Raw genomic sequence first — 26,883 nt, forward strand, 5'->3', positions numbered from 1 at the left:
GCCGACGAGATCGTCCGAACGGACCCCGTCGGCTCAGTCCTGCGTCGGCTCCGGCCGCTCGCGCACGTCCTTGCTCTCCTCGACCGCCTCCGTCAGCGAGACGTTCAGCGCGCCCATCGAGCCGACGCCGCCGATGACGGTGACGACGTTCTTCACCGCGTGGTCGAGGACGGCCGCGCCGATGGCGAGTTCCGGCGAAATCGGCGTCAGCGCGACGACGAGCACGGTGAACGCCGCCTCGTACAGTCCGATGCCGCCGGGCGAGAGCGGCAGCACCTTCGCGAGGTTGCCGACGCTGACGGCGAAGAAGCTCACCGCGACCAGGACCGTCGGGTCGAGCCGCACGCCGAGCGCGAGCAGGATCACGATCGCGGTGACCACGTCGAGCGCCCAGATGAGGAGGCTGCTGACGCCGATGCGGGTGAACGCCTCGCGGGTGCCCGCGGCGCGCTGGAGGTCGACCACGAATCGCTCCATGATCTTTGCGACGTACTCGGCGTACGAGTCGGAGCTGAGCCGACGGATGAGCGGACGGATGAAGCTCCGGTCGGTCCGAGCGCTCGCGACGATCCCCACGACCGCGACGATGGCGGCCACTCCGACGCCCGCGGCGACGAACGCGGCGATGCGGCCCGCCCGCCGGCTGACGTTCCCGACGGAGCCGCTGCCCGTGATGCCGGCGATGAGGTCCGCGGTGCCGCCCGTCGCCGTGATGCCGACGAGGACGATCCCCGCGAGACCGGCGAGCGACAGCAGGTCGAACACCCGCTCGGCCGCGAGCGAGGCGAAGCCGGAGGGGTACGGGATGCCGCGGCGCGCCTTCACGACGTAGGCGCGGACGGCGTCGCCCGCGCGGGCCGGAAAGACGAGGTTCCCCGTCTGGCTGATGAAGATCGCTCCCGTGAGGAAGCCGACCTTCTCGTAGAAGCCCATCTCGGTGAGGATGTCCCGGTACCGAATCCCCCTGAGCGGCCAGGAGACGAGATAGACCAGCGCGGCGAGGAGAACGAGCGCCGGATTCGCCCGGCTCATCTCGTCGAGAACCGCCCGCGGGTCGAGGTAGACGGTCATGAGCGCCAGCGCGACGAGCGTCAAGAGCAGGCCCGCGACCGCCGTCACCGTCGGGGTGATCCGCGGTTTCACCGACAGCTGCCACCACGCCCGGACGATCTGGCTCCCCATCCCGAACACGTCCCGGATGAGATCGACCTTCGTGTCGCCCTTCGGCTCCCATGTGACCGGGAACTCGGCGACGCGGAAGCCGTCGCGCTGCGCGCGGACGAGAAGCTCCGTGTCCCAGAACCAGTGGTCGTCCTCGACGTCGTGTTTGAGGAGGTCGAACGCCTCGCGGCTGATCGCCTTGAACCCGCACTGGTGGTCTCGGAGGTCGGAGCGGAGGACGAGCCGGACGAGCCCGTTGTAGGCCCTGCTCGGCACGCTTCGCTTCGGCGGTCGGTCGGCCTCGTTGCCGGGCATCCAGCGCGATCCGGTGGCGACGTCGTACTCGCCCGACCGGACGCGCTCGACCAGCTCTTCGAGGTGCGACATGTCCGTCGCGAGGTCGGTGTCGAAGTAGACGAGGGTGTCGCCGAGGGCGGACTCGAACGCGCGTTCGAGCGCGCCGCCGCGTCCGAGCCGCTCGTCGCTGTGGAAGTGGCGGACGCGGGAATCCGAAGCCGCCAGTCGATCCGCGATTTCCGGGGTCCGATCGTCGCAGCCGTCCTCGGCGACGATGACCTCGAAGGCGTTTTCGGGCAGGAAGTCGGCGAGCGTCTCGATCGTCGTTCGCACCGTCCCCTCGATGGTCCGCTCTTCGTTGTACGCGGGGAGGACGACGCTCACGTCGATCTTCGACGGATCGACGACGCGTTCCTCGGCCGAACTACTCATGGCCTATCGTTCCGGTAGGCAGACCTATGAAGGTTCTGACCGAGCGTTGCCACGATCCCCGCGAGCGCCGCTCTGGTGGCGATTGACAGCAGTTCCCACGCGCTAGGGAGTCGTACGTCCCCGCGCGTCGGGGAGCCGTCCTTCCTCCGTGCGTCGCGGAGTCCGCGCGGGTCGGATCGAGCGTTAGGTGACCGTACCCGATCCGACCGGCGACGGCGCGGCGACGCGCGTCGAGGGGTCGAAAATCGAAAGACTGCGGCGTGTTAACCGGCCGTACCAAATCCCCTATTACCCGAACCTCCCACTGGAGAGGTATGAGCGCGACCGCGACCACGACCGCGGCGACCGACCTCACGGAAAAACAAGAGCGCATCCTCCGGTACCTCCGCGAGAACGCGGGGACGCGAACGTACTTCAAGTCCCGGCTCATCGCCGACGACCTCGGCCTGACCGCGAAGGAGGTCGGCGCCAACATGCGCGCCATCCTCAACGGCGACTTCGACGTCACCGTCGAAAAGTGGGGGTACTCCTCCGGGACGACCTGGAAAGTCAGCGTTTGATTCGAAGCGTTCCGACCGCTTCTCCGATCCGACGTCGAGCGTCGGCTACGGATCGAACCGGATGAGCCGATCGGCGTCGGCCGCGAACTCGACCGCGTCGGGTCCGAACGAGTCGGCGTAGCGGATCAAGAGCGTGATCACGGACTCGGGGGCGACGACCGCGTACCCGTCCTCCCGGGTGAGTAGCCCGGCGTCGTCGAGTTCCGTCGCGTACGCGCTCACCGTCGCCCGGGACACGTCGAGCGCCGCCGCGAGATCGCTGCCGGTCGCGTCGGGGTCGCGGAGGAGTTCGACGAGCATCCCCCGCGGGGTGTTCCGCCGGAGATACCCGAGCGCGACCTGCTCGAACGCGGAGAATCGATCGGCCGGGAAGAACCGCCGGTAGTCGCCGTCGCGCCGCGACTCGATGACGCCGTCCGAGAGCAGGCGCCGGAGGTGGTGTTGCGTCTCGCCGGTGCCGAGCTTCAGGTCGTCGCGGATCTTCGAAAAGTGCGCGCCCGGGGTCGTTCCGAGGTAGCCGACGATGGCGTCGCGGACGTCGCTCCTGTTCCGCCCCTCGTCGCTGTCGTCGGAGCCGAGTCCGACGAGTGGGGTCGCGGCACCCAGCGCGGCGAATCGACGGAGCGTCGCCCGTTTCTCCTCGTCCACTCCCCGTGACATCTGTTCCAGGGTATGCGTCCGGGGAATAAAAGAGTTAGCTATTCGACTTCCCTGTCGAGTTCCGCCTCCTCTTCGTCGTCGTCAGCCGATGAATCGCCGGACGTCGCGGCGGAGGTGTCGTCGTCTCCGTCGCGAGCGGCGGGTTCGGAGGCGGGGGCGGCCGGTTCCTCCTCCGCCTCGTCGATGACCTCGTCCGCGCTCTTTATCTCGACGCCCTCGCCGGCCTTGATCGCCTCGGCTTCCTGTTCGAGCTGTTCGACGTCCATCTCCGCGGCCTCGTCGATCTGGCCGAGGATCTCCTCGATGTCGTCGAGGCCGAGCATCTCGCGCGTCTCGGCGTCGAACGTCTGGCTTTCGAGCCCTTCTGCCTCCTGGACGTCGCTGCCGGAGAGCTGTTTGCCGTAGCGGCCGACGAGCGAGGTGAGTTCCTGCGGCAGCACGAACGTGGTGGATTCGCCCTCGCCGATGTGCTGGAGCGTCTCCATGCCCTTTTCGATGATCGCGCGCTCGCCCATCGACTCGGCGGACTTCGCCCGCAGGACCGTCGAGATGGCGTCGCCCTGCGCTTCGAGGATCTGGCTCTGCTTTTCGCCCTGCGCGCGGATGATGTTCGACTGCTTTTCCCCTTCGGCCTTCTCGACGGCGCTGCGGCGTTCGCCCTGCGCTTCGAGGATCATCGCCCGACGCCGGCGTTCCGCGCTCGTCTGTTGCTCCATCGCCTGCTGGACGTCGGCGCTGGGGTTGACCTCGCGCACTTCGACGCTTTCGACGCGGATGCCCCACTCGTCGGTGGGTTCGTCGAGTTCGCGGCGGATGCGCGCGTTGATCTCCTGGCGCTTGTTGAGCGTGTCGTCGAGTTCCATGTCGCCGAGGACGGCGCGTAGCGTCGTCTGCGCGAGGTTCGACACCGCGGTCTTGTAGTGTTCGACCTCCAGGAACGCCTTCTTCGCGTCCATCACCTTGATGTAGACGACGGCGTCGGCGGTGACGGGCGAGTTGTCCCGCGTGATCGCCTCCTGTCGGGGCACGTCGAGCGTCTGGGTTCGCATGTCGAATGCGTACGTGCGGCTGACGAACGGCGGGACGAAGTTGATGCCGGGTTCGAGCAGCTTGCGGTACTCGCCGAAGACGGTCAACGCCCGCTTCTCGTACGCGTTGACGATCTCGACCATCGAGTAGACGACGACGATCGCGAGCAGCAGCAACAACAGCCCGACGGCTGCGGCGCCGATGCCGAGACCGGCCTGTAGTACGGGGGCCATAGTCGATCTTAGGATGTTGATATGATAAGGTTTGCCCACGCCCCGCCCGTCGGTCGCGACGGATCGAGCGACGCGCGCTCTATGCGCGCTCGGTCTCGCGTTCCCGTTCGCTCTCGTCTCCGGGACGTCGACCCCGCGCGAGTTCGCGGTCGATGTCGTCCTCGACGGACGAGAGCGCCTCGACGGTAACGACGTTGCCGCCGCCGGGGTCGACGACCATCACCTCGGTGCCCGCCGGGATCTCTCTCCCGACCGTCCGCGCGGCGTAGTAGGGGTTGAAGCCGCCGCCGTCGAGTTTGATCTCGCCCTCCGTCGGCGTCACGCGCTCCGTGACGCGGCCGGTTTTCCCCGTGAGCGAGTCGGAGTCGCTCGTCCGCCCGCTCCCCTTGCCGCCGTAGATGTCGAACTCGCGGTAGCCCCACAGGGCGAGGCCGCCGAACGCGAGCACGAGCACCGCGAGGAGGATCGGGCTGGCGAGCGTCCCGAGCGCCAGTCCGACGAGTCCCGCGGCGAGGAGCGCGACGCCGAGGACGATGAAGTGTGCGCCCGGCGCCAGCGCCTCCGCGAGCGACAACCCCAGGCCTGCGATGACCAAGAGGAGGGGGAGCGTCTCCGGTCGGAGGAGATCCGCTTGCAGAACCGTGAGAGTGAGTGACATGTTCGTGCCTTAGGAACGTATCCGATTAACCCTTTTCACGCCATCACGAAGAGGACGAACAGCGTCCCGAAGACGCCGAGGAGCACGAAGAACGCGTTTTCGATCGAGGGCGATCCGGGTTCTAAGGTCTGCTCGTCCGCCTTCCCGTCTTCGCCGACCTCGTCGACGCTGAACCGCCAATCGCCTCCCTCGTCGTCCTCGCTCGGTTCGTCCTCGCGGCCGGGGGACCGATCTGTCATACCGGAACGTAGGGCCGGGACGGTCAAAGGCCTACCGACGCGTCCGCCGGACGGTCGCCGCGCGGCGCGCCGACGCGACCCCCTCCGCGCGGCGACTCACTCCCGCGCGGCCCGGAGCACGTCGCCCTCGTAGATGACGCCGCGTTCGGCGTCGAGCGTGACGATCGCGCCGTCTTCGAGGTCGTCGGGGAGGGGCGCGCCGCTCACCATCGGCACGTCGAGTTCGCGGGCGACGAGCGCCGGGTAGCCCGTCATCCCCGGACGGGCGTCGACGATTCCGGCGAGCTTGGACGCGTCGCCGGCGAACTCGCCCTCGAAGTCGGCCGAGAGCGCGAGCAGCGCGCCCTCGGGGAGCGCCGAGAGGTCGCCGTCGGCGGATCGGTGGACGGGACCGGCGACGCGGCCGCCGACGATCTTCCGACCGGTCGCGACCGCCTCCGCGGCGACGTGCACCTTCAGCATGTTCGTCGAGTTGGTTCCCTCCAGCTCCGTCATCATGCCGGAGAGCACGACCACCGTGTCGCCGCTGCGGGCGACCCCGGCGTCCATCGCCGCGCTCACCGCGCCGTCGATGATGGCGTCGACGCCGTTGCTGTAGTCGGCGTACTGGGCGTTGACGCCCCACGACAGCGCGAGCTGGCGGCGGACGCGGTCGTTCGGCGTCGTCGCGACCACGGGGACGCCCGGTCGGAACTTCGCGGTTTTGCGGGCGGTGTAGCCGGACTCGCTCGCGGCCACGACCGCCGCCGCCCCGATGTCGCGGGCGAGATAGCGCGACGCGCGGGCGAGCGCTTCGGTCCGCGACCCCTCGCTCGCCGTGGGGACGCGCTGTTCGCGGTTCTCGTAGTACTCGCCGCTCGCTTCGACTTCGCGGACGATTCGGTCCATCGTCTCGACGACCCGAACCGGGTGGTCGCCGACGGCCGTCTCCGCGGAGAGCATGACCGCGTCGGTGCCGTCGAGGACGGCGTTCGCGACGTCCGAGGCTTCGGCCCGGGTCGGCCGGCGGGCGTGGACCATCGAGTCGAGCATCTCGGTCGCGGTGATGACCGGGACGCCCGCGTCGATGCACTTGCGGATGATCCGCTTTTGGACCATCGGCACGTCCTCCAGCGGGCACTCGACGCCGAGGTCGCCGCGGGCGACCATCACGCCGTAGGCGGCGTCGACGATGCCGTCGAGGTTCTCGACCGCGCCCGCGCGCTCGATCTTCGCGACGACGGGGATGTCGCCGCCGAACTCCTCCAGCGCGTCGCTGATGGCGTACACGTCGGCCCCGTTTCTGACGAAGCTCGCCGCGACGAAGTCGGCGTTCTTCTCCGCGGCGATGCGCAGCTCCTCGCGGTCCTTGTCGGTGATGAGGTCGATGTCGAGGTCGACGCCCGGCACGTTCACGCCCTTGCGGCCGCCGAGGGGGCCGCCGGAGTCGACCCGCGCGACCACCGCGTCGTCCTCGACGGCGCTGACGGTCGCCTCGATGCGCCCGTCGTCGAGGAGGATCGTGTCGCCGACCTCAGCGGCGTCGATCGGAAGGGAGAGGCCGACCTCCTCCGGCGTGGCCGTGTCGCCCACGGCGAACCTGACTTCGGACCCGGTTTCGAGGACGATCGGCTCGTCCAGCGGGGCGGTTCGGACCTCGGGACCCTGCAGGTCGACCATCGCGGCGAGCGGCGACTCGGTCGCCCCGTCGACGGCGCGGATGCGGTCGATGACCTCCGCGCGGTGTTCGGGACTGCCGTGGCTGGCGTTCAGCCGCGCGACCGACATCCCGGCGTCGGCGAGGGCGCGAATCGTCGCCCGGTCGTCCGAGGCGGGACCGAGCGTGCAGACGATCTTCGCGTTTCTCATGCGCGACCCTACGGCCGTCGCCTTGAAAAAGCCCGCCGATGGAACTCGCTTTCGAGTAACGGGCCCGCGCGGGTGAGAGACGGTCCCGAACCGAGCGCTCCGGAGCGAACGCCCCGCTCGGATTAAAGGAAGGGGTACGGCCGCGAAGCTGCGCGCCTCGGGAGGCGATCGAAGCCGGCCACAGCGTTTAGGCGAACGGCGGGCGACGCCACGACCATGGAGCACATCACCGACGCGGTCGTCGGCAAGCGGGTCGTGACCGCCGACGGCGACGAGGTGGGGAAGATCACCGCCGTCGAGGACGACAGGGCCATCCTGAAGGGCGAGACCGGCGTCTCGGCGGACATGGAGGCGAGCGTCTCCCCGGACGAGAACGACCGGCTCTCGCTGAACGCGGACCAGATCGAGTCCGTCGAGGACGACGTCGTCCGGCTCGCGGGCGACTTCTGATAGGGGTTGTCGTAGCCATCCGTACGTGGCGAGCGACGAGACTCGCGTGTTTCGAACCCTGTCGAGCGAATCTATGAACTTCTACGAGAACCCCTACGAGGCCGTGGCCCTCGGACGGGCACGGCGACCTCCCCCTACCGAACCTTCGTCCCGGGAGTCGCGTCGCCGTGGGTCGTCAGAATGTCCGCCTGCTCGCCCGCCGCGAGGAGCATCCCGTTCGACTCGACGCCGAACAGTTCGGCCTTTTCGAGGTTGGCGACGACGACCACGCGCTCGCCGACGAGGTCGTCGAGGTCGTGTAGCTGTTTGATGCCCGCGACGATCTGTCGCTCCTCGACGCCGATGTCCACCGTGAGCTTTGCGAGCTTGTCCGCGCCCTCGATCCCCTCGGCGGCGAGCACCTCGCCGACGCGCAGGTCGAGCGCCTGGAACTCGTCGAAGCTGATGCGCGACTCGGCGAGCGGTTCGAAGTCCCCGTCGTCCGCCGACGCGTCGGCTTCCTCGCGTTCTTCCGCTTCCTCGTCCGCCGTCGCCGCCGCGACGCGCGCTTCGAGCTTCTCGTTCAGCGCGTCGACGCGCTCGTCGGGGATCTTCTCGAACGGCTCCGTCGGCTCGCCGAACGAGCCCACCGGCGGTTCGAGGGCCGCGCCGAGGCCGGCCTCGTGGACCGAGCCGTCCTCGTTCAGGCCCTCCCAGAGGCGCTCGCACGTCCCGGGGGCGACCGGCTCGAAGAGCACGGCGATCGCCTTCGCGATCCCCACGCAGTCGTAGATCACCTGCGCGGCCCGCTCGGGTTCGTCGTCGGTGAGCTTCCACGGTTCGTTGCGCTGGATGTACTCGTTGCCGAACTGCGCGAGGCGGACGGCGGCCTCGCCGACCTTCCGGACCGAGTAGTCGTTCACGGCCTCGCCGAAGTCGGCGATCGCGCCCTCGACGCGCTCGCGCACCTCGTCGGAGACGCCCGCCACGTCCGCCGGCGCGCCCCCGTAGTTTCGGTGGGCGAAGAGGAGCGACCGGTAGACGAAGTTGCCGACGGTGCCGACGAGTTCGCCGTTGACGCGCTCCTGGAACTTCTCCCACGAGAAGTCCACGTCCTGCTGGAAGCCCCCGTTCGTGGCGATGTAGTACCGGAGGAGGTCCGGATCGAACCCCTCGTCGAGGTACTCGTCGGCCCAGACGGCCCGATCCCGGCTGGTGGAGAAGCCCTTGCCGCCGAGCGTGACGAACCCGCTCGCCATGACGGCGCGGGGTTCGTTGTAGCCGGCCGCGCGGAGCATCGCCGGCCAGAAGACGGTGTGGTGCTGGATGATGTCCCGACCGATGACGTGGACGATCTCGCCGCCGGACTCCGGACCGTCGGCGGAGCCGGAGGCGCTCTCGCCCTTCCACGCCGCCTCCCAGTCGTACACGTCGGCGCCGACGCGCTCCGTGTACTGCTTCGTCGAGGAGACGTACTCGATCGGGGCGTCGACCCAGACGTAGAGGACGAGGTCGTCCTCCCCGTCGACGGTTTCTTCCCGCGGGCTTCGCCCGCTCGAGTTGTCCGCGGAGCGACGCTCCGCGCTATCACCGTCTCCGTTTCGTTGCTCCTCCGGAGCAACGCCGTCCCCAGGATAGTCGATCCCCCACTCCATGTCGCGGGTGATACACCAGTCCTGCAGTTCGCCTTCGATCCACTCGCGGGGCTGGTTGCGGGCGTTCGCGGTGCCTTCGAGGCGGTCGATGAAGCCCTGCAGGTACCCCTGCAGCTCCGAGACGCGGAAGAACTTGTGCGTCCGCTCGCGGTACTCCGCGGGGTTGCCGGTGACGATCGAGACGGGATCCTCGACCTCGCCCGGTTCGAGGTGGCGCTGACAGCCCTCGTCGCACTCGTCGCCGCGGGCCTTCGCCCCGCAGTACGGGCAGGTCCCCTCGACGTAGCGGTCCGGGAGGTACTGGTCCGCCTCTGCGTCGTAGGCGACCATGATCTCCTTCTCGTAGACGTACCCCTCCTCGTCCAGCGTCCGGACGATCTCGCGGGTCAGTTCCGTGTTCGTCTCGTCGTGGGTGTGGCCGTAGTTGTCGAACTCGACTGAAAAGCGGGGGAACGTCTCCTCGTACGTCTCGTGCCAGCGGAGCGCGAACGTCTCGGGGTCCGTCCCCTCCTTCTCGGCGTTGACGGCGACGGGCGTGCCGTGCATGTCGGACCCGCTGACGAAGGCGGTCCGCTGGCCGAGCTTTCGGAGGGCGCGCGCGAACACGTCGCCCCCGACGTACGTCCGAAGGTGGCCGACGTGCAGGTCGCCGTTCGCGTACGGCAGCCCGCACGTCACCACCGCGTGGTTCTCCGTGGGAAAGTCCTCGTGGCTCATGTGGATGTGTATGCGTGGTTCATCGCGGATGCGGGCCTAAAGCCCGCTGGTTTTCCGTGGCGTCGCTCGCGGGAATCGGTGCGCGGCGGGGTTTCGCCGCCGTCGTCCGCGCCGGACCGCGTTACCGGCCGGCGGGTGCAGAACGGGTCCACCCGGCGCTAAAAGGAATACATCGGACGCATGCCGGGGGACGCTGCGTGGGTCACGTCCGAAGTGAGCCGTCGGAGGTACTTAAAAAGCGCGCCGACCGACGCGCGATCGCGGGGCGGCCCGGTGCGGATCGGCCCGGCGATCGACCGGCGCGGCTCACGCCAGCGCGGCGATCGCCTCGATCCCGGCGAGCGTCACGACCAATCGACCGACGCTGCCGAAGAACGTCGCCAGCGCGAACTTGACGTAGTCCTCCTCCAGGATCGCGAAGGCGTAGATGGAGATCGTGTCGGGGAACGCCGGCACGCACAGCGCGAGTCCGAGCCCGGCGTAGCCGTACTTCTGGGCGAGCCCCACCGTCTTCTTCTCCGACCACGCGATGACGTCGACCGGCAGCCGCTTGAGCGCCCGGATGATCGGTCCGGCCCGCTTCGCCTCCTGTCCGAGGTGGAACGCGAAGAGGCTCCCCGCGGCCTTCCCGACGCCGCTGACGAGGATGATGAGCGAAAGCGTCCCCCACTTTCCGAGGCCGAGGTTCAGCGGCGCGGCGAGGACGATCTCGCTCACGCCCGGGAGCGCGAAGGCGATGAGAAACGAGTAGACGAAGATGATGACGAGCCCGACCGGCCCCGTCGCGTGCTCGACGGCACTTTCGAGCCACCCGAGGCCGAAGACGCCGTCGACGACGAGGAGCAGGGACGGTGCGAACGACACTGTCCACAACTCTCCGCCCGGCTAACGTAAGCGTTGATGTTCGCCACCGGTCGGGTTTCGAGAACGTCGCGTCGACCGTCGATCGGAGGAGCATCGCGGAGACGCGACGCCGGCGCGTCGAGGTCCGCGGGCTCCTACGCCGGCGCGTCGAGATCCGCGAGGAACGCCGACAGCGTCTCGCGGGTGACGTGCGGCATGCAGACGACCCGCAGGTCGCCGCCAGCGGTGCGGGAGATCCGCCACCCGGCCTCGCGGAGCGAGCCGAAGAGGTCCTCGGGGAGCCGCGCCGCGACGAGCGGCAGTTCCGGCGACGCGGCGTCGAACCCGCGCGCTTCGAACGCCCGCGCGAGCCACCGGGCGTCGGCCATCGAAGACTCGAACTCCCGACGGTAGCCGTCGGGCCACAGCGCCTCCATCGCCGCCGCGGCGCTCGCGACGCCCGCGCCGCTTCTCGTCCCGGTGAGCGTCGCCTGCGACGTCGTCTCCAGGTACGGCGTGTCGACCGCCAGCGCGTCCATCGTCTCGCGCTCCCGGGCGAGAAACCCCCCCGCCGGAACCGCGGCCCGGCCGAGCTTGTGGGGGTCGATCGTCATCGTGTCGACGTCGGCGTGGTCGAAGTTCCACGCGAAGTCGGTGAAGGGGAGGGCGAACCCGCCCCACGCGGCGTCGACGTGCACGAGCGCGCCGACCTCGCGCGCCGCCTCGGCCAGCGCCGGGATCGGATCGACGCGGCCGTACTCGGTCGTCCCGGCGACGCCGACGACGAGCGCGGTGTCGCCGTCCGCGGCCGCCCGCACCGCGTCCGCGTCGGCGCGGTGCTCGTCGTCCACGGGCACCGTCCGGAGTTCGACGCCGAGCACGTCGGCCGCCTTGTGAACGCTGAAGTGGACGCTCTCGGGCGCGACGACGTTGTACGTCCGCGAGAGGTCCGCGCCGTCGCGGTCGCGCGCCCGGTTCCGGGCCGCGCGGACGGCCTGTACGTTCGCCTCGGTGCCGCCGCTCGTGACGTAGCCGTGCGGGTCCGACAGCCCCGCGACCTCGCCGAGGAGGGAGACGGCGCGGTCTTCCAGTTCCGCGACCCGCCGGTAGGTCGCCGGATCGCCGGGGTTCGTCGCGAGAAATCGCTCCGCCGCGTCGCGCGCCGCGGGGTGCGGTTCCGTGCACATAGAAGAGAGGACGCGGCGGAAATCCTGCGGCGCGGGACGCTGCATGTCACCCGCGTAGACGACCCGATCGCTTATCCGTTCCGTTCCCCGGCGGGCGGTCGCCTCGCGGCGTCGGGGCGGAACGCGGGATCGGTCTCAGCGGACCGAGTCGAGCAGCAGCCGCTGTTCCACCCGTTTTACCTCGTGTTGGACGTCGCGGACGGCGTCGATGTTCGCGCTGATCGAGCTGACGCCGCGGTCGACGAGGAACTGCGCCATCTTCGGCTTCGAGCCGGCCTGTCCGCAGATGCTCGTCTTCACGCCGCGTTCGCGGCAGGCGTCGATCGTCGAGCCGATCAGTTCGAGCACCGCGGGGTGGAGTTCGTCGAACCGGTCCGCGACGTTCTCGTTGTTTCGATCGACCGCAAGGGTGTACTGCGTGAGGTCGTTCGTCCCGAAGGAGGCGAAGGAGATGCCGGACTCCGCGAGCTCCTCGATGCAGAGCGCGCTCGCGGGGGTCTCGATCATCACGCCCCAGTCGCGCTTTTCGAGGTCGATGCCCGCATCGCGCATGAGCCGCTTCGCGCGCAGGACGTCCGACGCGTCGTTGACGAGCGGCAGCATGATCTCGACGTTGTCGTAGCCCATGTCGTACAGGCGGCGGAACGCCTCCAGCTCGTGTGCGAACACGTCGGGCGCGTCGAGGCTGCGGCGGATGCCGCGGTACCCGAGCATCGGGTTGTGCTCCGTCGGCTCGTTCTCGCCGCCGTCGAGTTCGCGGAACTCGTCGGTCGGGGCGTCGAGCGTCCGGACGCGGACGGGACGGGGGTAGAACTCCTCCGCGACGGTGCGGATCCCTTCGACGATCTCGTCGACGTAGGCGCGCTCGCCGTTGTCGGCGACGTACTGCTCAGGCGTCTTGCCGAGGGAAAGCACCATGTGCTCGATGCGGAGCAGGCCGACGCCGTCCGCGCCCGTCGCGGCCGCGCGCTCCGCGGCCTCCGGGATGGAGACGTTCACCTTCACCTCGGTCGCGGTCATCGGCTTGACCGGCGTCTTCGGGCGGACCTCCTCGACGGGTTCGCGCTCCTCCTTCCCGGTCGTCTCGTCGCCCTCGCGGATCGTCCCCTTGTCGCCGTCGAGCGTGACGACCTGCCCGTCCTGAAGCTCCCGGGTGGCGCTCCCGGTGCCGACGACCGCGGGGACGCCGAGTTCCCGGGAGACGATGGCGGCGTGGCTGGTCATGCCGCCCTCGTCCGTGATGATGCCGGCCGCGCGGCGCATCGCCGGCACCATGTCGGGCATCGTCATCTCGGTGACGATGACGTCGCCCTCCTGCACCTTGTCGAGCTGGTCGAGCTTCGTGACGACCCGAACCGCCCCCGAGACGATGCCGGGGCTCGCTCCGAGCCCGCGCAGGAGCACGTCGTCGCCGGAGGGGGACTGGGCCATCTCCGTGCCGCCGTTCGTCGCGACCGCGCCCTCCGACGCGTCGTCGCTCGCGTCCTCGATCTCGCCCGCGTCGCTGATCGTCGTGATCGGCCGCGACTGGAGCATGAAGATCTCCCCACCGGCGATGGCCCACTCGACGTCCTGCGGGTCGCCGTAGTGCGCCTCGACGCGCTCGCCGAGTTCGACGAGCCGCTCGATCTCGTCGGCCGAGAGCACCCGCGCCTCGCGTTGTTCCGCCGGCACGTCGCGCTCCACCGTCTCGCCCGTCTCGGCGTCTTTGACGTGCATCACCTTCTTGTCGGCGACGGTGACCTCCTGCGCGGTCGCGGTCTCGCGGTCGACGACGTAGTTGTCCGGGGAGACCGCGCCGGAGACCACGGCCTCGCCGAGCCCCCACGCGGCCTCGATGATGATCCGCGGCTCGCCCGTCGACGGGTGGCTCGTGAACATCACGCCGCTCTTTTCCGCGTCGACCATCCGCTGGACGACCACGGCGATGTCGACCTCGTCGTGCGAGAAGCCCTGTCGGTTCCGGTAGTAGATGGCCCGCTGGGAGAAGAGCGAGGCCCAGCACTCCTTGACCCGACGGAGGAGATCCTTCTCGGTCACGTTGAGGAACGTCTCCTGCTGGCCCGCGAAGGAGGCGTCGGGCAGGTCCTCGGCGGTCGCGGAGGAGCGCACCGCGACGAACGCCCCGCCGTCGGCCGCCGAATCCGAGTCGGGGTCCCCGTCGACGGAGCGGTACGCCTCGACGACCTCGTCGCGAACGTCCTCGGGCATCTCCGTTCCGAGGATGAGTTCGTGCGCGCGCTCGTGCGCCGCCGCGAGCGCGGCCGAGTCCTCCGAGTCGATGTCCACCGCCTCGAAGAGTTCGTCGTCGATACCGGACTCCTCGATGAACGCGCGGTACGTCCCGGCCGTCACGACGAATCCCGGCGGCACCGGGAGTCCCGCCGCCGTGAGTTCGCCGAGCGAGGCCGCTTTGCCGCCGACCGTCTCGAGGTCCGCGGCTCGAATGTCATCCAGCCATAATACAGCCATTGCGCATTCGGAGAGTCGACAAACGCGCTAAAGAAGCTTCCGACCGGCACGAGGATGAAAAATACTGACTCGAATTCGAGTAGTGTCTGTCTCACCTGTCACCGTTTCGACCGTTTACGGAACCTCGATGATCTCGTCGTCGCCGTCGGTCGGGACGGCGATCGACCCGTCGAGCGCCGTCGCCGCGCGGCCGCCGACCCGCACCGTCTCGCCGACGCGAACCCGAACGACGCTCGGACGGTCGACGAAGTGTCCTTGTTCGAACCGAAGCTCCTCGGGCATTCCCGTCGTCGCTCGACGCCCCGCGTCCGGTCCCCCGGGACCGCGCGCCGTCCCTCCCTCGTCCTCGAACGCGCCGACGTGTCGCAGGTACGCGCCGCACGCGCCGCTCGCCGTGCCCGTGGCGGGATCCTCGGGGACGCCGACGCCCGGCGCGAACGTCCGGGCGTGGAGCGTCGAGTCGGCGGAGAGCGCGTCGAAGGTGAACGCGTAGACGCCCGCCGCGTCGTGGTCGGCGGCCAGTCCGGCGACGGCGTCCAGATCGGGGTCCGCCGCGCCGAGGTGCTCGAGGAAGGTCACGGGGACGACGAGGAAGGGTAGCCCGGTCGAGGCCACCGCGGGCGGGAGCTCCGCGGCCGCGTCGGCGAGCGCGGTTCGGTCGACGCCGAGCGCCTCGGCCGTCCGGGCGAGGTCGAGGTCGACCTCGGTCACCGTCGGCTGCGCCTGCGTCATCCAGACGACGCCCTCCGTCGTCACCTCGACCGCGAGGTCGCCGACGGCGGTTTCAAGGGTGTGCGCCCCCGCCTCGATCCGCCCGTCGGCGCGGAGGTGCGCGTGGGCGGCGACCGTGGCGTGGCCGCAGAGGTCGACCTCTTGCGTCGGCGTGAAGTACCGGATGCGGCGGTCGGCGGAGTGCGACGGGAGCAGGAACGCGGTCTCGCTCGCGCCCAGTTCCCGGGCGATCGCCCCCATCTGGGACTCCGTGAGGCCGTCCGCATCCGGGACGACTCCGGCGGCGTTCCCGGCGAGCGGGTCGGCGGTGAACGCGTCGACGAGCAACGCGCGACGTGTCTCCATGGATCGGCGGTCGCGGCGAGCGCCTATCAAACTATGCGAACGCCCGACGCCGGAACGCGAGGTGCGGCGAATCGAGACTCCGTCGACGTTACGCTTCTTCTCCCGTCACTTCATCGCTCGACGTACGTCTATAATTATCACACCTCGCCACCGTTCTATTTTTATGATTTTATCTCTAGATAAAATTTAAGCAGTGTAAGAAATAGTCTCAGTCTGAGGTATACGATGAAACACAGCCTCAGCAGACGGACGTTCCTGGGCGCGACGGCTACGGCGATCGGCGGGACGGCGGCGCTGTCGGGTTCGGCGACGGCGCGGTCCGTCGGACTGCCCGTTTACTCGACGGACGACGTGAACGCCCGAACCGGCGCGGGGACCGGTTACGGCGTCATCGCGACCGTCGAACAGTACACGGGCGGGTACGTGATCGACGGCCCGGTCGACAACGACGGCTATCGCTGGTGGAAGTTCCGCTGGAACGGCGACGGCGACAACGGCCGCTTCGAGGGCTGGTCGGTCGAGGATTACACGGCGGCCGCGAACATGGCTTACCCCGCGACGGGCATCGTAACGTCCGTCTACGGCGAGGATCGCGGCAGCTACGTGCACAACGCCCTCGACATCGCCAACGACACCGGCACGCCGATCCTCGCGGCCCGCGAGGGAACCGTTTCCTACACCGGCTACGAGGCCGACGGCTGCGGGTACTACATCAAGGTCGATCACGAGAACGGCTACCAGACGCTGTACTGCCACCTCTCGGAGGTTCAGGCGTCCGACGGCCAGCGCGTCGGCCGCCACGAGCAGATCGGCGAGATGGGAAGCACCGGCAACTCGACCGGCCCCCACATCCACTTCGAGGTCGAGCAGAACGGGGTCGAACAGTACGTCCCCGGCGACTACGACGACGAGATCTACGCGAGAGCCGGCCTCGCGAAGAACTACGATCTCTCGGACTTCTGATCGTCCCGACGGTCCCCGCGTCTCGCGGCGGTCGACGGAGGACGGGACGTTCGTCGCCGTTCGGTCGTTCCCACCTTCGCGGTGATGACCGCTCAGTCGTCCCACCTTCGCGGCGGTCGCCGCTCAGTCGTCCGCCGGCGCGGTTTTCGGCTCCGCCGCCAACAAGCGGTCGAGCGCGTCGACCATCGCCTCGACGCTCGCGCGGGTGATGTCCGCGTCCGAGGAGGCGACCGTGACGGTCCGATCCCCGCGGGACATCTGGACCTCGACGGTGACGAGCGCGTCGGTCCCGCCGGTGATGGCGTCGACGTGGTAGGAGTCGAGCTGCGCGTCCGCGCTCGGCCCGAGCGCCGCCCGGACGGCTTCGACCGCGGCGTCGACGGGGCCGCTGCCGGTGCCGCTCGCCACCCGCTCCTCGCCGTCGACGAGCAGCCGGACGCTCGCGGTCGGGGTGCCGCCGCCGCTGGCCGCCGTGAGGTCGATCAGCTCGACCCGGCGGTCGCGCTCGCGACCCTGCACGTCCTCGGCGATCGCGAGCAGGTCGGCGTCCGTGACGCGCTTGCCGCGGTCGCCGAGCGCCTTCACGCGCTCGACGACGGCGGCGAGGTCCTCGTCCGTCGCGGAGACCCCGTGCTCGTCGAGCGCCGCCCGAACCCCCGCCCGCCCGGCGTGCTTGCCGAGGACGAGACGGCGCTCCCGCCCGACGGTCTCCGGCGGGTACGGCTCGTACATCGCGTCGTCCTTGAGCGTCCCGTCGGTGTGGATGCCGCTCTCGTGGGTGAACGCGTTCTGCCCGACGACGGCCTTGTTCGGCGGGAGGTCGACGCCCGTCGCGCGCGCGACGAGTTGACCGAGGTCGTGGAGCTCGTCCAGCTTCACGGTGTCGACCCCGTAGCAGTGGTGCAGCGCGACGGCGACCTCCTCCAGCGCGACGTTGCCGGCGCGCTCGCCGACGCCGTTCACCGTCGCGTGGACGAGATCGGCTCCGGCGGCGAGGCTGGCGTAGACGTTCGTCATCGCCAGCCCGAGGTCGTCGTGCGTGTGGGTGCTCGTCGGGCCGAGCGCCGCGAGCGTCGAGACGACCTCGTGGGTTCGCTCGGGTCCCGCGTGACCGACGGTGTCGGCGTAGCAGACGCGGTCCGCGCCGGCGTCGAACGCGGCGGCCATGAGCCGTTCGAGGAACCCCAGATCCGCGCGCGAGCCGTCCTCGCCGATGACCTCCACCCAGAGCCCGTGGTCGCGGGCGTACGCCACGAGTTCCGCGGTTTTTTCGATCACCTCGTCGCGGGTCGTGCCGACCTTGCGCTCGACGTGGCGGTCGCTCGCCGGCACGACGAGGTTCACGCCGTCCACGTCGCAGTCGAGCGCGAGGTCGACGTCGCCGCGCACGCCGCGGGTGAAACTGGTGACGGTCGCGTCGAGGTCGAGCGCCGTCACCCGCCGGATCGTCTCGCGCTCGCCGGAACCCGTGCAGGCGCTGCCGGCTTCGATCACGGAGACGTTCGCGCGGTCCAGCCTGCGGGCGATCTCGGCCTTCTCGGCCGGCGACAGCGAGACGCCCGGCGCTTGCTCGCCGTCTCTGAGCGTCGTGTCGAGAAGCTGTACGTCGGTATCAGAAGCGAATGCGTCGGGGAGACCCCCGAATAGCTCGGTCACGTCCTGATCGTGTTCCTGGTGTTCAGTTGTGCGGGAGAATTTCGCGGCCAGCCGAGTCGCCTCGGCTTACTCTATCCTCCGACGTCGGGGTGTGCTCCGACATGGTGATTCACCTCATGGCGGGTCGCCGGATAAAGGGGACGGTTCCGACAGAATTTGGCGTCCGATCGAGCGACGGCGTTTGGCGTCCGACCGATCGACGGAGTTTGACGTCGGATCGAAATCACTCCCGCAGCTCCACCACGTCCCCTTCGCGGACGCCGTCGGCCGCGCCGGCCGGCAGTTCGACGATCGCGTCCGCGGTCCCCCACGCGAGGTCGGCCCACGCGCGGAGCCGACGCTTGCGCGTGACCTCCCCCTCGACGAGCCAGAGGGCGTCGATGGGAAACGGGACGAACGCCATGTGGAGGCTCCGCGTCGCGGGCGCGTCGAAGCGGAAGACGAGCGCGCGGTCGTCGGCGAGCGAGCGGCGGAACATCAGCCCCCGCGCCTTCGCGAGGAGCGAGTCGGCCGTCTCCACCCGAGACGCGAGGACGCGCTCGGTTCCGTCGTGTCGGTGTACGAGACGCACGGCGACCTGTCGACGCGGGAGGATAAAAAACGTGAGCCGATCGACGCGAGGGTTCAAATCCCGCCTCGGCCAAGGGGTGGGCATGGAGAAGACGCCCACCGGCACGCCGGTCGGCGTGGACGACCCCGACGAGTTCGCGGGGCGCTGCGACCACCTCACCGGCGACGGCCGCTGCCGGTACGCGCTCCGGCACGCCGGCCACGACCCCGCCTTCGCGGCCGAACGCGCCGAGGACGACTACGACTGCGTCGCCGCGGACGAAAACTGCGACTGGCGCGACTGCCCACACTACCGATCGACGACGGACGGCCGCGAGTGCGTCCGCTGCGGCCTCGAAGAGGTCCGGATGGCCCACGAGCGCGCCCGCCCCCTGCTGGAGGAACACCACATCTCCTACGCGAGCGGCGACGGCGCGAGCCACGAGATCACCGTCTCGCTCTGTCGGTGGTGTCACGCCAAGATCCACAACTCCTTCGCGCGACTCGACGACGACGCCAGCCCCGACCCCGAGGCGGTCGCGGCGCGCGAGGAACGCCGGGGCAAGGAGATGGCAGAGTTCGGCTTCGCGTCCGCCGCGGAACGGTACGGCGACGGCAGACGCGAGGGACGGGACGACGAGCGCGATGGGCGGGGCGACGAACGGGAGTAACGGCGAGGTCGGCGATCCCGACCGCACTCTTATTGCGACGCGCTCCCATCCCCCTCTATGGCTTCGCTGATCCGCCGACTCGTCCGACTCGTGCGCGTCCTCGACGACGTTCGCAGCGTCGTCCGAGCGCTCAAACTGCTCCGTAAGCTCGTTCGCGGACTCAAGGGTGCGCGACCGACCGCCTGACGAGGTGCACCGCGACGTCGGCCGTCGAACCCCCTGACGGGTGACAATGCACGAACGCGCATACACTCGCCCGAGTTCGATTTCCTTTTGAGCCCGGGCGTGCAACGGTCGGCATGACCCGAATCGCCGTCATCGACAACCACGGGCAGTTCACCCACCTGGAGGGGCGCGCCCTCCGGGACGCCGGCGTGAACGCCGAGATCCTCGACAACGCGACGCCGCCGGAGGAGATCGACGCCGACGGGCTCGTCCTCTCGGGCGGGCCCGACATCGACCGCGCCGGCCGCTCCGGCGAGTACCTCGACCTCGACGTGCCGGTCCTCGGCATCTGTCTCGGCATGCAGGTCATCGCGCACGAACTCGGCGGCCGCGTCGGCGAGGGCGACTACGGCGGCTACGCCGACGTGACCGTCGAAGTCCTCGACGAGGACGACCCGCTCGTCGGCTCGCTCGCGCCGGAGACCCGCGTCTGGGCCAGCCACGCCGACGAGGTGAAGGAGCTACCTGACGGGTTCTCCCACACCGCGACGAGCGACGTGTGCGGCATCGAGGCCATGAGCGACGCCGAACGCGACCTCTACGGCGTCCAGTGGCACCCCGAAGTCGCGCACACCGAACGGGGGCAGGAAGTGTTCGAGAACTTCCTCGCCGTCTGCCGGTCGTAACCGTCCGTCGATCGGGACGCCGTCGGTCGTGCCCCGCCGACCGCGCCCGGCGCTCTCGGCGGGCTGACGCCCCGTCGCGGATCCGGATCGGCGCGACCGTCGGTTTCCGCCGGGTTTTACGACCTCCGGGGAGTAAGTGCAACCAGTGACCGTCACGCAAAGCAACCTCGCGGGACTCTCGCGGTTCATCTTCCGGGCCCCGCGGTGGTACGCGAGCCTCGCCTTCGCGCTCCTCATCGCCGCGATGGCCGGCGTCGCCGCGTTCGGCTTCGGGATCACGGAGCGGGCGTGGGTGTGGGAGGGCGTGTTCTTTCTCGGCAGGGACGCGTGGGAGGGGATCTTCTTCATCGGCATCCCCACGATCGTCGCCAGCTTCGCGACGACCGGCGTCGACCGCTTTCTCGGCGGACGGCTGACGCGCAACCGATCGTCGCTGCTCGCCCTCACCTGCGAGGTTGTCGTCGTCGCCGTCGTGACGGGCGCTGGCATCGTCGCCGCGCTCACGCCGCTCGGCCAGCGGTTCGTCTTCGACGCGCTCGTCGTCGCGCTCGCGTCCATCTTCGCGCTCCGACTGCTCGTCGTCATGGCGGTGTCGCGCTCGTCCCTGCTCGTCGCGAGCGTCCCGGCGAGCATTCAGACGGTCGCCTCGGCCGCGCTGCTCTTCGTCTACAGCGGCACGCTCCGCTATCTGGGGATCGACAGCGCGGCGATCGACGCGCACCTGCTCCCGTACCTCTCGCGGGCGGACCACGCCCCGCCGGTGCTGTCTTTCATCGGCCCGACCCACTTCGTCATGCTCGCCGTCACCTGCGCCCTGTACGCGGCCGCCGTGTACGTCTTTCTCGCCGTCATCGACCGGCCGTGGCGAAACAGCCTCGGCGTCTCCGTGCTCGATTTCATCAGGGGGTTCATCGGCCACATCGCCGAGGAGTCGCGCGAACTGGAGGACTTCTTCGAGCAGCTCGGCCAGCGCGCGGTCGTCCCCGTCACGGTGCTTGCGTTCCGCCGGGAGGACGGGACGGAGAAGGCGCGTTTCGTCCTGCCCATGATCCACCCCGGTCCGATGGGCGAGATCGGCGGCGGCAACTTCCCCGAGCGAGTCGCCCGGCGGGCCGACGGCCTCGCCTTCCCGCCGCACGCGACCGCGGGCCACGACTTCAACCTCGTCACAGAGCGCGAGGTCGACACGATCCTCGACGCGGTCGACGACGCGCACGACCGCATCGAGTACTCACCCGAGGCGACCCGCGAGGTGCAGGTCGAGTCGGGCGAGTCGACGATGCTGGGGCAGGGGTTCGGCGACGACGCGCTGCTCGTGTCGACGTTCGCGCCGGGCTGCGCGGACGACGTGGAGTACGCCGTCGGACTCACCGCCGCGGCCGAGGCGCGCACGGCCGGGCTCGACGACGTGCTCCTCGTCGACGCGCACAACTGCAACGACGGGCTCGACGGTCCGGACCTCGGGCATGTCACCCCCGGAAGCCGGCGCTCGTTCGACATGATCCGGACCGCCGGGCTGGCGGGCGAGGCGATCCGCGACGCGGACCGCGGACCTCTTCGGCTCGGCGTCGCGTGGGACCCGACGGCGTGGACGCCCCACGAGGGGATCGGTCCGCTCGGCATCCGTGTCGCCGTGACCGAAGTCGTGGGGCGGACGACCGCCTACGTCCTCGTCGACGGCAACAACATGGAACCGGGGCTGCGCGATCGCATCGTCGAGTCGCTGTGTCGCGCCGACGAACCCCGGGCGGAGCGCGCGAGAACCGGCGCGCCGCTCGCGACGGACGGGGCCGCGCCGACCGCGGTCGACGCCGCGGAGATCATGACGACCGACACGCACGTCGTCAACACCGTGAAAGCGGACAATCAGGTCGGGGCGGCGATCGACCACGACGACCTGATCGCGCTGGTCTGCGACCTCGTGGACGAGGCGCGCGCCGACCTCGAACCCGTCGACGCCGGAATCGCCGCGGAACGGGCCGACGTGACCGTCTTCGGCAACGACCGGACGGAGACGCTCGCGAGCCACGCGAACGTCGCCATCTCGATGGGCGGCGCGTTCGCCGCCGCCGTCATCTTCGCCGCGATGACGGTGAGCGTGCTGATCTTCTTTCTGGCGTAGCGAGCGCTTTTCTCACCTTCGCGGTGTTGACCGCTCAGTCGTTCCACCTTCGCGGCGACTGCCGCTCAGTCGTCTCCCGCCACCGCGGATCCCGTCCGTACGCCCGTCGCGTCCACGTCCCGCCAGGTGCCGCGGCGGAACCAGAGATACGCGATGACGCCGCCGGCGACGTTCGAGACGGCGAAGGCGATCCAGATTCCCGCGGAGCCGAGCGACGACGTGGCGACCCACGCGACCGGCAGGCGGACGACGCCGAGCATCGCGATGCTGATCGCGGCGGCGACGGCCGTCATGCCGACGCCGCGGAACCCGCCCGTGTACGCGTACATGACGCCGATGAAGCCGAACGTCGGCGCGACGTACTCGAGGAAGGTGACGCTCGCCTCGACGACGGCCGGATCGGTCGTGAACGCCGCGGAGATCGGCCGCGCGGCGAGCCAGATCGCGACGCCCGTCGCGGCGAGGAGGAGGAACATCACGCGCGAGGCGAATCCGTTCGTCTCCGCCACCCGGTCGAGGTTCCCCGCGCCGACGTTCTGCCCGGTCATCGTCTCGACGCCCTGCGAGAACGCGATCGCGGGGAGGAAGATGACGGAGAACACGCGCGTGCCGATGCCGTAGGCGGCGACGACCGTCGTCGGGAAGGCCGCGACGATCACGAGGAGCAGGTTGATAGACAGCGCCCGCCCCGTCCCCTCGATCGACGCGGGAACGCCGATTCGAAACAGCGTCCGGTAGTACGAAAGGTTCGGCCGCATCTCCCGCAGCGAGATCGTCACGCCGCGGGTGCCGCGGAACATGATCCACAGGCCGACGACGAACGCCGCCGCGCGGGAGACGATGGTGGCGGCCGCCGCGCCCTCGATGCCGAGTTCCGGGAACGGTCCCCACCCCATGATGAGAAACGGATCGAGCGCGATGTTGAGCACGACCGACCCGAGCATCACGAGCATGGGCGTGACCGTGTCGCCGTAGCCGCGCATCAGCGCGATGAACATGGCGAAGCCGAAGACGAACACCAGCCCCGGCGAGTACACCCGCATGTACCCGGTCGCGAGCGGCGCGATGTCGGGCGACGCGCCGAGCAGATCCACGAAGTCCGCGGCGAAGAGGAAGCCGACGACGCCGAGCGCCCCCGAGACGAGCGTGGCGAGCGCGATCGTCTGCGAGGCGGCGTACCGCGCGTGCCGGTCGTTGCCCGCCCCGACGTGCTGGGCGACGAGCACGCTGCCCGCGACCGAGAGCCCGACGGCGAGGGAGATGAGCAGGTACACCATCGGGAAGGCGAAGCTGATGGCCGCGAGCGCCTCGGTGCTGTACTGGCCGAGCCAGAACGTGTCCGCGAGGTTGTACGCCGTCTGCAGCAGGTTCGTCACGACGATCGGCAGCGACAGGTACAGCATCGGGCGGGCGATCTCGCCCGAGGTGAGGTCGATCTCCTCGTTGGGTTGGAGGATCGATTCGAGCCGGTCGCGGACGCTCATTCAGGTGCGGCCCTCGCGCCGGACCCGCCGCGAAGCAGGTGCGCGTCGACGTACGATTCGAGGTGCCGACGCGTGCGCTCGATCGGGTGACCGACGGAGACGTGGCGCGTCTGCGCGCCGTTGATCGCGGTGACGAAGAAGTCGGCGACGTCCTCCGGATCGACGTCTTCCCGGAACGCCCCGCGTTCGACTCCGTCGGCGACGAGGGATCTGAGACGCTCCTCCAGAAGGCGGTCGAATTTGACGAGCCGCTCGCGGTAGTCGTCGTCGTACGGCCCTTGCGCTTTGATCTCGAGGATGGCCGTCTGGAACTCCTGGTGGGTGTTCTCGTCCCGCGGCGTGAGCAGCGTGCCGATCAGCGCGACGAGGCGGTCCGTCGGGCCGTCGCCGGCGGGATCCGCGATCCGCGCTTCGAACCGCTCGAACAGGTAGTCGAGAAACGCGAGCAGGAGATCGTGCTTCCCCCCGTAGTGGTAGTGCAGCGTCGCCTTGCTCTTCGTCGACTCGTCGGCGATGTCCTGCATGCGCAGCGATGCGTAGCCGTGCTTGCAGAGCGCGCGGTACGTCGCGCCCATGAGTTCCTCCGTCGTGTCGTCCGTCATGCGTGATCTGACTGATCGGCCAGTCAATTACGTCTGACTAACCGGCCAGTCAGTTAAACGCTTTCGATCCCCGCGGTTTTCGTCCGGTCGAACGGGTTCCGGGGCTCGGCGGCGACGGTGCCGGGAGTGCCGGTCGTCGCCTACCGCGGCAGTTCCGCGTCGGGATCGACGACTCGATCGACCTCCGCCGGCATCCGCCAGTCGGTCGTCAGTTCGAGCAGTTGCACGAGCATGCGCGCCGTCGCGCCCCAGACGGTGTAGCCGTCGACTCGGAAGAAGTGCAGGCGGATGTCGCCGTAGTGGGGGTGGTCGCGTCGCTCGGACTCGTAATTTCGGAGGTCGGTCAGGTCGGCGACCGACAGCACCGCGATCTCCGCGACCTCCCGCTCGTCCGGCGCGTACTCGCGGTCGGGAATCCGGGCGACGAACGGGCGCACCGAGTAATCGGTAACGGTCCGGATGTCGTCGATCCGACCGACGATCTCGGTTTCCTCGGGCCGTAAGCCGATCTCCTCTCGGGCCTCGCGGAGCGCCGTCGCTTCGAGGTCGGCGTCGCTCGGCTCCCGGCCGCCCCCCGGGAAGCTCATCTGTCCGGCGTGCTCGCCGAGGTGATCCGCGCGCTTCGTAAAGAGCACGTGCGGCTCCCCCCCGCGCTCCAGCACCGGCGCGATTACCGCCGCCCGCCGTCCGGCGTCGTCGACCGGCTTCGGATCGTGACGCGTCACCCCCCTGAGATCCATACGTCCCCCCTATCGTTCTACGCCCTTATCTTCGAGGGCTTCGGTCGTCCTGACAACGCCCGGTGCGTCGTCGGGACGGTCGTCCTCCGGCGTCTCGCCGAGACGGTCGCCCCCCAGCGCCTCGCCGAGGCGATCCCGCGCCTCCCGAACGTCCACGGGTGCCCACGCTTCGAGGTCGTAGCTCACGTCCAGCAGGCGTTCGATCCGTTCCCCGTCGCCCGCCGCGACGGCCCGCGCGGCGTCCCCGAGCAACCGCTCGCCGACCTGCCGACCCAGCGCCTCCCGGTCGATGCGCCGCGGCTCGACGTCCATGATGTGCGGGAGGTCCTCGGCGTTCTCCGGGAGCGTCGGGAACGCGACCGGCCCCGGCGTCAGGAGGGGCTCGTCGGCATCGTCACCCGTCGCTCGCACCGACTCGCCTCCGTCTCCTTCCGCAGATCCGCCCGCCTCGTACTCGACGAGGTAGTACCCCTCCACCGCCTCCTCGACGGCCGCGGAAAGCGCCTCGGCGTCCGCGCCCTTTCCCTGTTTGAACGCGAGTTCCGAGAGCGCACGCTCCAGTTCCGTCCGGGTCAGCGCCCCGAACAGATCCACCACGCCCGCGAGTTCGTCGGGGAGTTCGCTCGCCGCGTCGTCTTCTCCTCTCATTACCGAACCTCCGCGAGGTCCTTCATGGCCGCCTCGTGTACCTCCGCCGACGTAAACGGTGCGTCCCGCCACGGCGGCAGCCGGGCGTCGGTCGTCGGCTCCTCGATCGCCTCGGCGTACGCCTCTACCTGCGCGCGCTCGTCCGCGCGGTCGAAGTCGAGGCCGTTGAACGCCGCGTCGAGCGCGTACCGCTCGACGAACCGCAGCGCAGTCTCGCGATACCGCTCCGGAAGCGCGACGTAGTCGGGTTCGACGCCGTGATCGACCGCCACCCGGAGGATCTCCCGCCCGACGGGTCGACTCATGTCGGACAGCCCGGTCGGACCGCCCACGGCGCGGTGATCGTGCTCGTACGTGCCGAGGTCGACCTGCGCGGTGCCGTCGAAGCCCGCCGCGGCGAACGCGTCGCCGAGCGTTCCGACCTCCAGCCCCCACGTCCGCGGGACGCGGAGCCGACTCGCGAGTTCGCTCGTCGCCGCGAACTCCCCGGCCAACGCGTAGCGAAACGCGCCGAGGTACTCCAGCACCGGCGCGTCGTGCGCGCCGCGGAGCGCGCGGACGAGCGGCGCGTAGAAGAGTCGGAAGAGTCGGCCGTAGAGCCGTCCGGCTTCGACGCGCGCGTAGTACCCTTTCGAGAACTCGTACCCGTCCGCCAGCGGAAAGAGCAGCCGCGGAACGTACGACCGAGAGTAGGTTCGCGCGTCGGCGTCGTGGACGACGACGAACGACGAATCGAGCGCCCGGCCGAGCGCCAGCCACACGTCCCTCCCCTTCCCCCGTCGGCCGTCGAGCCCCCCCGATTCGAGCAGCGCCGCGACGCGGGGGCCGTCGCACCAGAGCACCTCCGTCGACGCGTCGCGCCCGTCCAGCCAGTCGGCGACGGCCCCGGCGCGCGAATCCGACGCGCGGAGGGCGACCACGACGCGCGCCGGCTCGACGAGCGCCAGTTCGGCGAACACGCGTTCCGCGGCCCGCGTCGCGCACTCCCGGTCCGTCATCGGCACGACGACGGTCGCGTCGGCCGTCGGCGCGTCCGGCCGCGCGTCCGAGAGGTCGTGGAGCGTCGCGATCCGCTCCTGGGCGTATTCCATCACGCCCCC

General features: G+C 69.7%; 25 protein-coding genes. 7 read left to right on the forward strand and 18 right to left on the reverse strand.

Annotated elements, in window-relative coordinates; genetic code table 11:
- Window positions 1-33: 33 nt before the first annotated feature.
- Window positions 34-1,890: a flippase-like domain-containing protein gene (locus C3L37_RS11915; RefSeq protein ID WP_129114839.1), complete on the reverse strand. Its 1,857-nt coding sequence runs from the start codon at window positions 1,888-1,890 to the stop codon at window positions 34-36.
- A 314-nt stretch (window positions 1,891-2,204) separates the two neighbouring features.
- On the opposite strand from C3L37_RS11915, the gene C3L37_RS11920 reads away from it, so the two are divergent.
- A complete protein-coding gene (locus C3L37_RS11920) occupies window positions 2,205-2,450 on the forward strand; it encodes a DUF7123 family protein (protein ID WP_129114840.1) in 246 nt (81 codons plus the stop codon).
- Between the two features lie 45 nt (window positions 2,451-2,495).
- Here the strand turns inward: C3L37_RS11920 and C3L37_RS11925 are convergent, their stop codons facing one another.
- From C3L37_RS11925 to pyk, 5 genes are all read right to left on the reverse strand, one after another.
- Window positions 2,496-3,110 (reverse strand): winged helix-turn-helix transcriptional regulator, encoded by a 615-nt coding sequence (locus C3L37_RS11925; protein WP_129114841.1) that lies wholly within the window; start codon window positions 3,108-3,110, stop codon window positions 2,496-2,498.
- 38 nt (window positions 3,111-3,148) lie between these two features.
- Window positions 3,149-4,372 (reverse strand): SPFH domain-containing protein, encoded by a 1,224-nt coding sequence (locus C3L37_RS11930; protein ID WP_129114842.1) that lies wholly within the window; start codon window positions 4,370-4,372, stop codon window positions 3,149-3,151.
- Between the two features lie 79 nt (window positions 4,373-4,451).
- Window positions 4,452-5,030, reverse strand: coding sequence for an NfeD family protein (locus C3L37_RS11935; RefSeq protein WP_129114843.1), 579 nt, complete (start codon window positions 5,028-5,030; stop codon window positions 4,452-4,454).
- A 35-nt stretch (window positions 5,031-5,065) separates the two neighbouring features.
- Window positions 5,066-5,269, reverse strand: coding sequence for a DUF7312 domain-containing protein (locus C3L37_RS11940; protein WP_129114844.1), 204 nt, complete (start codon window positions 5,267-5,269; stop codon window positions 5,066-5,068).
- Between the two features lie 96 nt (window positions 5,270-5,365).
- The gene (gene pyk / locus C3L37_RS11945; RefSeq protein WP_129114845.1) at window positions 5,366-7,117 is read right to left on the reverse strand and encodes a pyruvate kinase; all 1,752 of its coding nucleotides are present in this window, start codon (window positions 7,115-7,117) and stop codon (window positions 5,366-5,368) included.
- Window positions 7,118-7,333: 216 nt separating this feature from the next.
- Between pyk and C3L37_RS11950 the strand changes: the two genes are divergently transcribed.
- Window positions 7,334-7,567: a hypothetical protein gene (locus C3L37_RS11950; RefSeq protein ID WP_129114846.1), complete on the forward strand. Its 234-nt coding sequence runs from the start codon at window positions 7,334-7,336 to the stop codon at window positions 7,565-7,567.
- 134 nt (window positions 7,568-7,701) lie between these two features.
- Here the strand turns inward: C3L37_RS11950 and metG are convergent, their stop codons facing one another.
- The 5 genes from metG to C3L37_RS11975 all read right to left on the reverse strand — a co-directional run bounded on the left by metG (window position 7,702) and on the right by C3L37_RS11975 (window position 15,497).
- Complete coding sequence (metG, locus tag C3L37_RS11955) at window positions 7,702-9,918, reverse strand: methionine--tRNA ligase (protein WP_129114847.1); 2,217 nt, start codon at window positions 9,916-9,918, stop codon at window positions 7,702-7,704.
- 306 nt (window positions 9,919-10,224) lie between these two features.
- On the reverse strand, window positions 10,225-10,782 hold the full coding sequence (locus C3L37_RS11960; protein ID WP_228546216.1) for a YqaA family protein: 558 nt from the start codon (window positions 10,780-10,782) through the stop codon (window positions 10,225-10,227).
- Window positions 10,783-10,916: 134 nt separating this feature from the next.
- Window positions 10,917-11,993 (reverse strand): tyrosine decarboxylase MfnA, encoded by a 1,077-nt coding sequence (mfnA, locus tag C3L37_RS11965; protein ID WP_129114849.1) that lies wholly within the window; start codon window positions 11,991-11,993, stop codon window positions 10,917-10,919.
- Window positions 11,994-12,083: 90 nt separating this feature from the next.
- Window positions 12,084-14,420: a phosphoenolpyruvate synthase gene (gene ppsA / locus C3L37_RS11970; RefSeq protein WP_129114850.1), complete on the reverse strand. Its 2,337-nt coding sequence runs from the start codon at window positions 14,418-14,420 to the stop codon at window positions 12,084-12,086.
- 114 nt (window positions 14,421-14,534) lie between these two features.
- Complete coding sequence (locus tag C3L37_RS11975) at window positions 14,535-15,497, reverse strand: PhzF family phenazine biosynthesis protein (protein ID WP_129114851.1); 963 nt, start codon at window positions 15,495-15,497, stop codon at window positions 14,535-14,537.
- Between the two features lie 225 nt (window positions 15,498-15,722).
- Here C3L37_RS11975 and C3L37_RS11980 point away from each other — a divergent pair, with 225 nt between their 5' ends.
- The gene (locus C3L37_RS11980) at window positions 15,723-16,460 is read left to right on the forward strand and encodes a peptidoglycan DD-metalloendopeptidase family protein (protein WP_129114852.1); all 738 of its coding nucleotides are present in this window, start codon (window positions 15,723-15,725) and stop codon (window positions 16,458-16,460) included.
- Window positions 16,461-16,583: 123 nt separating this feature from the next.
- Here C3L37_RS11980 and C3L37_RS11985 read toward each other — a convergent pair whose 3' ends face one another.
- Complete coding sequence (locus tag C3L37_RS11985; protein WP_228546217.1) at window positions 16,584-18,116, reverse strand: (R)-citramalate synthase; 1,533 nt, start codon at window positions 18,114-18,116, stop codon at window positions 16,584-16,586.
- A gap of 223 nt (window positions 18,117-18,339) precedes the next feature.
- Window positions 18,340-18,687 carry a DUF192 domain-containing protein gene (locus tag C3L37_RS11990; protein ID WP_129114854.1) on the reverse strand — a complete coding sequence of 116 codons (348 nt, stop codon included), beginning with the start codon at window positions 18,685-18,687 and terminating at the stop codon, window positions 18,340-18,342.
- Between the two features lie 82 nt (window positions 18,688-18,769).
- On the opposite strand from C3L37_RS11990, the gene C3L37_RS11995 reads away from it, so the two are divergent.
- From C3L37_RS11995 to C3L37_RS12005, 4 genes are all read left to right on the forward strand, one after another.
- Entirely contained in the window at window positions 18,770-19,336 is a 567-nt protein-coding gene (locus C3L37_RS11995; RefSeq protein ID WP_129114855.1) for a DUF7097 family protein, read from the forward strand.
- 57 nt (window positions 19,337-19,393) lie between these two features.
- Window positions 19,394-19,522, forward strand: a complete 129-nt coding sequence (locus C3L37_RS25325; protein WP_267195318.1) for a hypothetical protein — start codon at window positions 19,394-19,396, stop codon at window positions 19,520-19,522.
- Between the two features lie 113 nt (window positions 19,523-19,635).
- Window positions 19,636-20,187 (forward strand): GMP synthase subunit A, encoded by a 552-nt coding sequence (locus tag C3L37_RS12000; RefSeq protein ID WP_129114856.1) that lies wholly within the window; start codon window positions 19,636-19,638, stop codon window positions 20,185-20,187.
- A gap of 145 nt (window positions 20,188-20,332) precedes the next feature.
- Window positions 20,333-22,309 (forward strand): DUF2070 family protein, encoded by a 1,977-nt coding sequence (locus C3L37_RS12005; RefSeq protein ID WP_129114857.1) that lies wholly within the window; start codon window positions 20,333-20,335, stop codon window positions 22,307-22,309.
- A gap of 65 nt (window positions 22,310-22,374) precedes the next feature.
- Here C3L37_RS12005 and C3L37_RS12010 read toward each other — a convergent pair whose 3' ends face one another.
- From C3L37_RS12010 to C3L37_RS12030, 5 genes are all read right to left on the reverse strand, one after another.
- On the reverse strand, window positions 22,375-23,793 hold the full coding sequence (locus C3L37_RS12010) for an MATE family efflux transporter (protein WP_129114858.1): 1,419 nt from the start codon (window positions 23,791-23,793) through the stop codon (window positions 22,375-22,377).
- Window positions 23,790-24,368, reverse strand: a complete 579-nt coding sequence (locus tag C3L37_RS12015; RefSeq protein ID WP_129115259.1) for a TetR/AcrR family transcriptional regulator — start codon at window positions 24,366-24,368, stop codon at window positions 23,790-23,792. Before C3L37_RS12015 ends, C3L37_RS12010 begins: the two co-directional genes overlap by 4 nt.
- Window positions 24,369-24,535: 167 nt before the next feature.
- Window positions 24,536-25,135: an NUDIX hydrolase gene (locus C3L37_RS12020; RefSeq protein WP_129114859.1), complete on the reverse strand. Its 600-nt coding sequence runs from the start codon at window positions 25,133-25,135 to the stop codon at window positions 24,536-24,538.
- Window positions 25,136-25,144: 9 nt separating this feature from the next.
- Window positions 25,145-25,783 carry a DUF7109 family protein gene (locus tag C3L37_RS12025; RefSeq protein WP_228546219.1) on the reverse strand — a complete coding sequence of 213 codons (639 nt, stop codon included), beginning with the start codon at window positions 25,781-25,783 and terminating at the stop codon, window positions 25,145-25,147.
- A complete protein-coding gene (locus C3L37_RS12030; protein ID WP_129114860.1) occupies window positions 25,783-26,874 on the reverse strand; it encodes a glycosyl transferase family 2 in 1,092 nt (363 codons plus the stop codon). The genes C3L37_RS12025 and C3L37_RS12030 overlap by 1 nt, the downstream gene beginning before the upstream one ends.
- Between the last annotated feature and the right edge of the window lie 9 nt (window positions 26,875-26,883).

The sequence above is a fragment of the Halegenticoccus tardaugens genome (assembly GCF_004116405.1).
Taxonomy (GTDB): domain Archaea; phylum Halobacteriota; class Halobacteria; order Halobacteriales; family Haloferacaceae; genus Halegenticoccus; species Halegenticoccus tardaugens.